Here is a 9,451-nt window from a genome sequence, read left to right as displayed (position 1 = left end):
TATCTAAATAATATAAAAAAGATTAAAAAATGAGAAGAAGCAAGACTCATTCATGTCTGAACATGCTTCGTCGGCATAATAATTTTTATCTATAAGGAGCTTTATTTTTTATCCTTCATCTGTTGATGGAGGGCATCTGTTGTTTTTATTTGAAGACTAGAAAGGGAGTGGCAGTCAGTTTCTAAAGAATAATTGTATTAAATAGAAGAAGTAAAACCCAAATCTTGGCGAGTATGAGGCGCTGGAGAACAGAATGAAAAAGATGGCAGCATTTTTACTGGTTTTAATTGGACTCGGTATGGTGGCGATGTATTTACAGCCAACCAAGTCAATGGTGAATACAACGGTTTATCAAGAGCGTCCGAGTCATTCGGAAACAACCCAAATACAAGAAGTGGAGGTAAAAACCAAGCAAGCAACCAATTCAACGCTAGACAACCTATCGGATACTTCTCAACAAGAACCAGAATTTTATGACACGAAAAGTGATCCTTCGCTACAGCCGATTGATCCAGCGACTGATCCTGCAAACGAAATTAAACAGCTTTAAATCATCAGGGTTTCTTTTTAAGAAACCAGACAATAAAACCATTCTTAATTTGAGAATGATGGAGATGAAAAGTGAACAATAAAATTTTAATATTTATCGGTTTATCTGTTTTTTGTATAACGACAACCTCTGCTGCAACACTCAATTCGGCTCAGCTTAAACAGCGATTCAACGCTGCTGCTGTCAACAAAATCACCCAAGGAAAAATTGATATTAATGCATTGGTGAGCAATGAATCGAATGACTTAATTATTGAATATGATCTAAATACTGAAAATACGCTGTCAGATCCAGCACAGCGAGATTTTATTGCGGATAGTAAAAATCGATTTAAAAATAGATGGATCAGAACAGCAGGTTTTCAGACGCTGCGAGAATTTAATGGTTTGCCTTTGGGTTTATACCGGATTCAAAATCGTGAAACTCTAGCCCAAATTTTAAATGACCCTATGGTAAAAGGGGTGTATCCCAACCGTAGAAATACGACCACCACGATTGAAAGTTTAGCTTTAATTAACCAGCCGCAAGCGGCAAACAATGGTTTTACAGGTGCGGGAACCAGCGTGGCAGTGATTGATACAGGTGTGAATTATAAGCATGCTGACTTTGGCTGTACTGCGGTCAATACACCTGCTTCAAGCTGTCGGGTCGTCTATAGTTTTGATAGTGCACCGAATGATAATCAGCTCGACAATAATGGGCATGGCAGTAATGTTTCAGGCATTGTGGCAAAAGTAGCACCTCAAACCAAGATCATTGGTATTGATGCGTTTCGAACAGTAGTGACCAATGGGCAACAACAGAATATTGCCTATGACAGTGATATTCTGGCTGGATTGAATTGGACGGTCAATAATGCAAGAACTTATAACATTAAAGCGGTTAACCTGAGTTTAAGTGTTCCTGGACGTAAATATACGTCTGAATGCCGCAATAGTAGTTATAGTACTGCTTTTTCCAGAGCACGGAATGCAGGTGTCATTGCAGTCGTTGCTGCGGGGAATGATGCCTATGCTGATGGTATTGCTTCACCTGCATGCGTGACTGGTGCAGTACGGGTCGGTGCAGTTTATGATTCGAATCTGGGAGCAGTCAATACATCTGTGTGCAACGATGCGACCACTCAGGCTGACCAAATTGCTTGTTTTAGTAATGGTGGCTCTCTGGTCACACTTGTTGCGCCGGGCGCGATGATTACAGCAGGCGGTTATCGGATGGGAGGAACATCACAAGCCACTCCTCATGTCGCAGGCGCAATTGCTGTATTGCGGGCAAATAATGTAAGACCATCAGAAACCATTAACCAAAGCATTAACCGTTTAAAAGTAACGGGTAAAACTGTCAGGGATGCACGAACAGGTTTAATTTTTCCACGTATCGATTTACTCGCGGCAACCAGTGGACTCAGTCTGAATTAAACTTATTTTATAAGTTCAAGATTGATCCCAAGCATCGTTTAAAAGCCATCACTCGTTACAGCTCGTAGTCATCGATGTAACGAGTTTTTTATGGAATTAATGGCACTGTGCCAGATTATTCGCACTGAAATTACTTTGCAGTTTCTTGAAATTTGCCTGTATAGCAGGATCATCAATGTCAAAAGCTGTTGAGGTATTGGCTGAAACAAGCGTGGTATGTTGGGTCGATGAACTCGCTGAAATTAATCCTGAATGGTTAAAGGTCCAGTGCTCTATCGCTTGTCCACCATCAAAATATCCCGTGAATTCAATAACGCAATTTTTGTCCTGTTTCATCAGTTTCGCAATATTGCCTTCTGTTGTTGGAGAAGCACCAATATTTTTAACCTGTTCCAGACTTTGCGCTGAATTTGGATTCGGATTCTGAAAAGTGGAGCAAGCTGTGAAACTCATTCCACCAAATATCGAAATAAAAATAATTTTAAATGGGCGACGCACCATGGGCAAAATTCCAGTCCTATGAAATTATGATTTTAGTGTGTGGTCTAGGGGCGTGAAGTTCAATGCATGTTTTGAGATAACTCTGTAAATTTTAAGCTTATTTTTTTAAATAAATCCAATAGTAATGCTGCTTAGCAAATTGTGTCAGAAATGACCCGATAAAAGGCCTGTCTTGATAATGAACATGCTGAGGGTTAATGCCATAGTGTTGTCGATATAAAAAGAGGGAAAAAGAGCGCATGAATATGAAATCGAAGGCTATACCGTTTCATCGGGTCATTGTCATTGGTGGTGGTTTTGCGGGATTAGGGGCCGCGATCAAACTGAAAGAAGCAGGCATTCATGATTTTATCTTGCTTGAGAAAGCGGATGAGCTGGGTGGCGTATGGCGTGAAAATACCTATCCCGGTTGTGCCTGTGATGTGCCTTCGGCGTTATATTCCTATTCTTTTGAACCGAATCCTTCGTGGAGTCGAGTGTTCGCTGGACAGGCTGAAATCAAACAATATTTGCAAAATACCGCACAGAAATATCAGGTACTGCCGCATGTCTATTTTCAGCATGAGGCATTGGCAGCAAGCTGGTCAGATCAACAACAATGCTGGATTGTGCGTACTAATCAAGGCGAATTTCATACACAGTTTGCGATTATGGCGTGTGGCCCGATGCATGAGCCTGTCATTCCTGATGTGAACGGATTAAAAGATTTTAAAGGGGAAATTTTCCATTCTTCGCGTTGGCGGCATGATCTAGATTTAACTGGAAAACGCGTGGCTGTGATAGGCACGGGTGCATCTGCCATTCAGTTTATTCCCCAAATTCAACCTTTGGTAAAGCAACTGACAGTCTTTCAACGAACGCCACACTGGGTTTTGCCGAAGTCGGATATGCCTTTGCCTCGTCCGATTCAGTCGGTTTTTAAATATCTACCTGTGGCCCAATCGCTTATGCGCGGTTCGGTATATGGCATTTTTGAGACGCTGAATGGCGGGTTGCAAAGTAATGCAGCGATGCAGCAAGTACAACGTATTGCTGAATTTCACATTAAACACGGAATTAAAGATGCTGAGCTACGCCGTAAAGTCACGCCGAATTATGTGATTGGTTGCAAGCGTATTCTCCAGTCCAATGAATGGTATCCTGCTTTGGCACAATCGAATGTTGAAGTGGTGGCCGCTGGTCTAAGTGAAGTCAAAGACAATCAATTATTTGCCAGTGATGGTCGCAGCGTAGAGGCAGATGTCATTATTCTCGGGACAGGTTTTGAAGTGGCTGAACCACCAATTGCCCAAAGAGTCTTTAACCGTCATGGTCAAAGCATGTCTGAGGTCTGGCAGGGCAGTCCAGAAGGTTATATGGGAACGATGGTGGCTGACTGTCCGAATGGATTTTTGATGTTTGGGCCAAACATTGCGGTGAGTTCTTCGGCTTTTATCATTATCGAAGCGCAACTCGCCTATATTATTGATGCGCTCAAACAGGCGATTCAGCAAAATATTCAAACCATTGAACCTGATCCTGTGCGGATGGCCCAGTTCAATCAACGTGTGCAAGACGCTTTAAAAACCACGGTCTGGAATAAAGGCGGCTGTCAGAGTTATTTCATTGATCGTAATGGACGCAACAGTACGGTATGGCCGTGGACGACATTTAAGATGCGCCAGCAACTCAGTCATTTTAATTTAAATGAATACCTGATTGATCGTCAGGTCGAACCACAGACCGAGCCTGTTTAAGCTAAAGCAAGATGGAAAAAAAACCCCTAGTATCTAGCTAGAGGTTTTTGTTTAATTTGATGAAGGTTGACTGAGTCCAGCACGCTCAATTGGAACATTTCCTTCATTGGTCCCGACGACTGCATCTTTGGTGTCTTGCCATTTTTTAGCCGTAAATTGTTTGGCTTTCTCTGCTTGTGTTTGAACAACTTCAGATTGTTCTTCAGTATATTTCTTGGTGTCTTGCCATCTTTCACTGATCTTTTGAGATGTGTTTTCAGATGCACCTTGAATTGAGTTGCCTAAGTTCTGCATGCCTTTACCTGTTTTATAAAGTAATACACGACCGATACTTGGGTTGTCGCCATAAGGCATCGCTTTTTCAGGTTCTGCATTTGATACAGTTGTTGTGGTGTTTGCTGTATCTGCTGCCCAGAGAGAAGACGAGGCCGCGAGAGCAGTGGTTAAACATAAGAGTTGTACTTTATTCATCATCTTTTCTGTCCTTTCAGCGATAGCGTCGCAATCGAGATTTTATATCTTATCGTTCGGTAGAAGAAAAGAGAGGGGATGATATGAAATTGATACAGTTATGTATAAAGGATGAATTTCTAGTGAGAAAGAATAAAGGGATCTATAAAAGATCCCTTTATTGAAGATGAGCTGAGAGCTTAACCCTGCAACACACTTACATCCGCAATTGCCGTGAATAAATCACGCAACTGAGCCAATAAACGTAAGCGGTTAGCTTTTAACTCTGCATCATCTGCCATAACCATTACACCTTCAAAGAAGGCATCGATTGGTGCACGAAGCGCAGCGAGCTTAGACAAGGCTTCTGTATAGTTACGTGCAGCAAGCAATGGCTGAACCACAGGCGTCAATGCTTGAAGTTCTGCATAAAGTGCTTTTTCAGCAGCTTCTACCAGATTCGCTTCAACCACAGCACCTTCAGGTGTCGCTTCTTTAGCAAGAATATTGGCAACACGTTTATTTGCCGCAGCTAATGCAGCCGCTTCTGGCAAGGTACGGAAATGATTGACCGCATTCACACGCTTGTCAAAATCAAGTGGAGATTTTGGCGCAAGCGCTTGAACCGCCTGAATCACATCAACTGCAACGCCTTGATCTTCATACTTGGCACGGTAACGACCTTCAAGGAAAGCAACTGCATCGGTACGTGTCTTGTCATGATCTTTGATGATGTCGCCATAACCTTGCAATGCAAAGTTCACCAATTCATCAATGGTAATGTCTAATTCATTTTCAATGATTAAACGCAGGATACCAATCGCAGAACGACGTAAAGCAAATGGATCTTTCGAACCTGTTGGTGCTTGACCAATACCGAAAATACCGACCAATGTATCTAAACGATCCGCAAGAGCAATGGTTGTACCTGTCTTGGTTTGTGGTAATACATCGCCTGCAAACTTAGGTAAATACTGCTCACCTAACGCTTCAGCAACTTCATGATTCTCACCTTCAAGGCGAGCATAGTAAGTGCCTGCGATCCCTTGAAGTTCTGGGAATTCACCCACAAGCTCAGAGGTTAAGTCGCACTTCGCCAATAATGCTGCTTTTTCTGCATCGGCAGCATTTGCACCTGTAATTGGTGACAATGCCACAGCCAGTTTCGCAATACGTTCAGATTTATTCCAAAGCGTACCCAACTGTGCCTGAAAGATCATGTTGGCTAATTTTTCTTTACGAGACGCAAGCGGTTGCTTTTGGTCTTGTAAGAAGAAGAATTCTGCATCAGACAAACGAGGGCGTACAACTTTCTCATTCCCTTCAATAATTTGAGTCGGATCTTTAGACTCAATATTAGAAACGGTAATGAAGTAAGGCTGTAATTTACCTTCGGCATTGATTAAACAGAAATACTTCTGGTTATCCTGCATGGTGGTAATCAAGGCTTCTTGCGGAACAGCTAAATAACGCTCTTCAAAAGTTGCACGTAAGGCCACAGGCCATTCTACAAGGCTAGTCACTTCATCAAGCAAGTCTGCTGGCACAATTGCAGTCGCATTGACTTCATCTGCCAATTTTTTCACTTGGGCTTGAATCGTGGTTTGACGCTTTTCAAAATCAGCAACGACATACGCTTTTTCTAACGTTGCCAAGTAGTCATTTGCATGCGCCAAAGTCACAGCTTCAGGTGCATGGAAACGGTGACCATAAGTTACATTACCTGTTTTATGATCTTGAATGGTTGCATCAATGACTTGAGCATCTTTTAGTAGCACGACCCATTTTACTGGACGCACAAATTCAGTACGGCTTGCCGCTGAGCGCATACGTTTTGCGATTGGTAAGTTGTCCAATGCAGTCTGTAAAATTTGCGGTAGTAAAACGTCAAGGCTTTGACCTTTGACATCTTTCAGGAAGCATACTTTTTCAACTTTACCAGCTTGGAAAGTTGAAAGCTGGTCAACCGTAATGCCTTGACCGCGCATAAAGCCTTCAAGTGCTTTTGTCGGTTTGCCTTCAGCATCATAAGCAGCTTGTACAGCAGGGCCATCAAAACGTTTTTGTGTATCTGCTTGAGCCGCATCGATATCAACAATTTTCAATGCTAAACGACGTGGTGCAGCATAGGCTTCGATAGAGGCGAAATTTAAGCCTGCATCTTTTAAGCCTTTTTCAGTTTCTGCTTTGAGTGCATCACGTAAGGTTTTTAAGCTTTTCGGTGGAAGTTCTTCACAGCCAAGTTCGAATAAAACTGTATGCTTCGTCATTATTTATTCTCCTTCGCTTTTTCAGCTTGGGCTGCTTCTGCCTCAACTTGTGCTTTGAGCTGAGCCAATACTTCATCACGCAAATGTGGTTCTGCCATTGGGAAACCAAGTTTGGCACGGGCAGCCACATAACTTTGTGCAATTGAACGCGCCAAAGTACGAACACGTAAAATATAACGTTGACGTTCAGTCACAGAAATCGCACCACGTGCATCGAGCAAGTTAAAGCAATGTGATGCTTTGATCACCTGTTCGTAGGCTGGAAGTGGCAATTCCGCTTCGATTAAACGAGACGCTTCGGCTTCATAGAAGTCGAATAATTCAAACATTTTATCGACTGGTGCATATTCGAAGTTATAGGTTGATTGCTCAACTTCGTTTTGATGGAATACATCACCGTAAGTTACTGTACCGAATTGACCTTTGGTCCAAACAAGATCGTAAACTGAGTCTACACCTTGCAGGTACATTGCCAGACGTTCTAAGCCGTAAGTGATCTCACCTGTGACTGGGTAACATTCAATACCACCCACTTGCTGGAAGTAAGTGAACTGAGTCACTTCCATACCATTTAACCAGACTTCCCAACCTAAGCCCCAAGCGCCAAGTGTTGGTGATTCCCAGTTATCTTCCACGAAACGAATGTCGTGTGTCAGCGTATCAATGCCGATTGCTTTTAATGAATCGAGATAAAGCTGCTGGATATTGTCTGGGTTTGGCTTAAGCACCACTTGGAACTGATAGTAGTGTTGTAAACGGTTTGGGTTCTCGCCATAACGACCGTCTTTTGGACGACGTGAAGGTTGAACATAAGCCGCGTTCCAGGTTTCTGGTCCTAAAGCACGTAAGAAGGTTGCAGTGTGGAATGTCCCTGCGCCCATTTCCATATCATATGGTTGTAATACGACGCAGCCTTGCTCCGCCCAATAGTTTTGTAGGGCAAGAATCAAGCCCTGAAATGTGTCAATATGCGATATAGCACGACTCATGGTGCATCCACTGGAATCAAACAAAAATTGTGGTTAAGTATAAGGATTTTGGGGAGGAGTGGCAAAGGCTTGTTTCTATACCTGTAAAAAATTATTGGAGCTCATTTGTTTGAGATTCTCTAGCACGTTTGGCTTTTAATTTAGGTAGAAATGAGGCAAAAGACCAAAAGATTAGACTAAGAAAAAAACTGATTGTTAGCGTAGACGTAGAGGCAAATGTACGTCCAACAGTTGGGAAAGCATATTCAAATAAAGGCTGATTATGAGAAATATTTTCAAAGATTGCGAGAAAGAAATAAATTAAGCTAAATGATATGTGCGCACCAAACCACATGGCAGGAAAGATAAAACGATTCTTGGTAATCAGTATCTGGCAAATCCGAAGTAATAATGGGAATAACAGAATATAGTAAATACCTGAAAAAAGACCCACAATATAAAGAAGATCAAGTCCGAATTTTCCTGTAAATAAAGAAAATAGGATCAGGAGACTAATCGGAATAAGAGGTGTAATAATAAGAGAGATTTTGGGTTGATAGTTGATATTTGTCGTTGTTGTGCTCATCATAAATAAAGTATTTTCAGGGTTTTAAAAATTTTAAGATGATCTGCTGTTCATGTCTATTGGTATTTAAAAAAATAATGATTATATTTTTTATTTAGGCTTTTATAAAATTTTGTTAGGATAGCGGGTAATTGTATAAATTAGACTGTTCTGAAATGAATTTAAAAAAGTATTATCTTGGTGTTTTTATATTATTTTTAGGCTTTCTTGGTTTTAACTATTTAAAACATAATTGGACTTATCTTTCTGCTTCTTATAATTATCATTTTAAAGATTTAAGTGCCGATGAATTAAATGATTACGCAGCCTTAGTTTATTACAAAAACATGAATGATCGTTTTCGGGATAGAAACTATGACAAAGTTACGCTTGCAAAAAAAGCCTTTAAGGTCGAGCAGCTCTTTCAACAAGCTGCTGAACAAGGAAGTATTCTCGCTAAATTGAATTTAGCTACCCTCTATTCTTCAAAGGAAGATAAAAGTTCTCTCATACCTAAAATTTTTAAACTTTCTGAGGAGGCAGCAAAATCAGGGAATGCTGATGCCCAGTTTCGGGTAGGCAATTATTTTCATTCAGGTTATGGCGTTGATACCGATTATAAAAAAGCAATGTATTGGTATACAAAAGCTGCTGAGCAGGGTAATCCAGCTGGAATGAATAATATTGGAGTGCTTTATCAGCAAGGATTAGGGGTAGAGAAAAATGGTAAGGTTTCAACAGAATGGTACATAAAAGCCGCCAATATGGGTTATGCCAATGGTCAAGAGAATATGTTTCAAAATTATTATTCTGGGCTCAATGGTTTGCCAGAAAATAAAGAAGAAGCAATGAGATGGCGAGAAATGTGTTATTACCGTACTGAGGAAATACCGATTCAGCCAGTATTTGATTTTGATCTTAAGAGAAAAGAGACTTATCCAAATACTTGTAAGGATAAAAACAGGTTCTAATAAATATGAAATAAGGTATAAA

8 protein-coding genes are annotated in these 9,451 nt (G+C 41.0%); 4 read left to right on the top strand and 4 right to left on the bottom strand.

Going from position 1 to position 9,451, the window contains the following annotated elements; translation table 11 throughout:
- The first annotated feature begins 253 nt into the window (after nt 1-253).
- Nucleotides 254-550, top strand: a complete 297-nt coding sequence (locus A9Z07_RS09865; RefSeq protein WP_005259874.1) for a hypothetical protein — start codon at nt 254-256, stop codon at nt 548-550.
- A 71-nt stretch (nt 551-621) separates the two neighbouring features.
- Nucleotides 622-1,968, top strand: a complete 1,347-nt coding sequence (locus A9Z07_RS09860) for a S8 family peptidase (protein WP_069578244.1) — start codon at nt 622-624, stop codon at nt 1,966-1,968.
- Between the two features lie 96 nt (nt 1,969-2,064).
- Here A9Z07_RS09860 and A9Z07_RS09855 read toward each other — a convergent pair whose 3' ends face one another.
- Nucleotides 2,065-2,469, bottom strand: a complete 405-nt coding sequence (locus tag A9Z07_RS09855; protein ID WP_069578239.1) for a hypothetical protein — start codon at nt 2,467-2,469, stop codon at nt 2,065-2,067.
- Nucleotides 2,470-2,708: 239 nt separating this feature from the next.
- Here A9Z07_RS09855 and A9Z07_RS09850 point away from each other — a divergent pair, with 239 nt between their 5' ends.
- A complete protein-coding gene (locus A9Z07_RS09850; RefSeq protein WP_069578235.1) occupies nt 2,709-4,205 on the top strand; it encodes a flavin-containing monooxygenase in 1,497 nt (498 codons plus the stop codon).
- Nucleotides 4,206-4,256: 51 nt separating this feature from the next.
- Here the strand turns inward: A9Z07_RS09850 and A9Z07_RS09845 are convergent, their stop codons facing one another.
- From A9Z07_RS09845 to glyQ, 3 genes are all read right to left on the bottom strand, one after another.
- The gene (locus A9Z07_RS09845) at nt 4,257-4,679 is read right to left on the bottom strand and encodes a hypothetical protein (RefSeq protein ID WP_069578230.1); all 423 of its coding nucleotides are present in this window, start codon (nt 4,677-4,679) and stop codon (nt 4,257-4,259) included.
- A gap of 176 nt (nt 4,680-4,855) precedes the next feature.
- A complete protein-coding gene (gene glyS / locus A9Z07_RS09840) occupies nt 4,856-6,925 on the bottom strand; it encodes a glycine--tRNA ligase subunit beta (protein WP_069578225.1) in 2,070 nt (689 codons plus the stop codon).
- Nucleotides 6,925-7,914 (bottom strand): glycine--tRNA ligase subunit alpha, encoded by a 990-nt coding sequence (gene glyQ, locus A9Z07_RS09835; RefSeq protein ID WP_004775941.1) that lies wholly within the window; start codon nt 7,912-7,914, stop codon nt 6,925-6,927. Before glyQ ends, glyS begins: the two co-directional genes overlap by 1 nt.
- A 720-nt stretch (nt 7,915-8,634) precedes the next feature.
- Here glyQ and A9Z07_RS09825 point away from each other — a divergent pair.
- Nucleotides 8,635-9,429 (top strand): tetratricopeptide repeat protein, encoded by a 795-nt coding sequence (locus A9Z07_RS09825; protein ID WP_069578220.1) that lies wholly within the window; start codon nt 8,635-8,637, stop codon nt 9,427-9,429.
- Nucleotides 9,430-9,451: the final 22 nt, after the last annotated feature.

Origin of the sequence: Acinetobacter sp. YK3 (genome assembly GCF_001729365.1) — a bacterium.
Lineage (GTDB): Bacteria > Pseudomonadota > Gammaproteobacteria > Pseudomonadales > Moraxellaceae > Acinetobacter > Acinetobacter vivianii.
The sequence above is the reverse complement of the archived record's forward strand: the minus strand, read 5'-3'. Positions and strand labels throughout refer to the sequence as shown.

Excerpts from the sequence above, each read along its gene's own strand:
- A9Z07_RS09865 (WP_005259874.1), top strand. The coding sequence starts at position 254 with ATGAAAAAGATGGCAGCATTTTTACTGGTTTTAATTGGACTCGGTATG.
- A9Z07_RS09855 (WP_069578239.1), bottom strand. The coding sequence starts at position 2,469 with ATGGTGCGTCGCCCATTTAAAATTATTTTTATTTCGATATTTGGTGGA.
- A9Z07_RS09850 (WP_069578235.1), top strand. The coding sequence starts at position 2,709 with ATGAATATGAAATCGAAGGCTATACCGTTTCATCGGGTCATTGTCATT.
- A9Z07_RS09845 (WP_069578230.1), bottom strand. The coding sequence starts at position 4,679 with ATGATGAATAAAGTACAACTCTTATGTTTAACCACTGCTCTCGCGGCC.
- glyS (WP_069578225.1), bottom strand. The coding sequence starts at position 6,925 with ATGACGAAGCATACAGTTTTATTCGAACTTGGCTGTGAAGAACTTCCA.
- glyQ (WP_004775941.1), bottom strand. The coding sequence starts at position 7,914 with ATGAGTCGTGCTATATCGCATATTGACACATTTCAGGGCTTGATTCTT.
- A9Z07_RS09825 (WP_069578220.1), top strand. The coding sequence starts at position 8,635 with ATGAATTTAAAAAAGTATTATCTTGGTGTTTTTATATTATTTTTAGGC.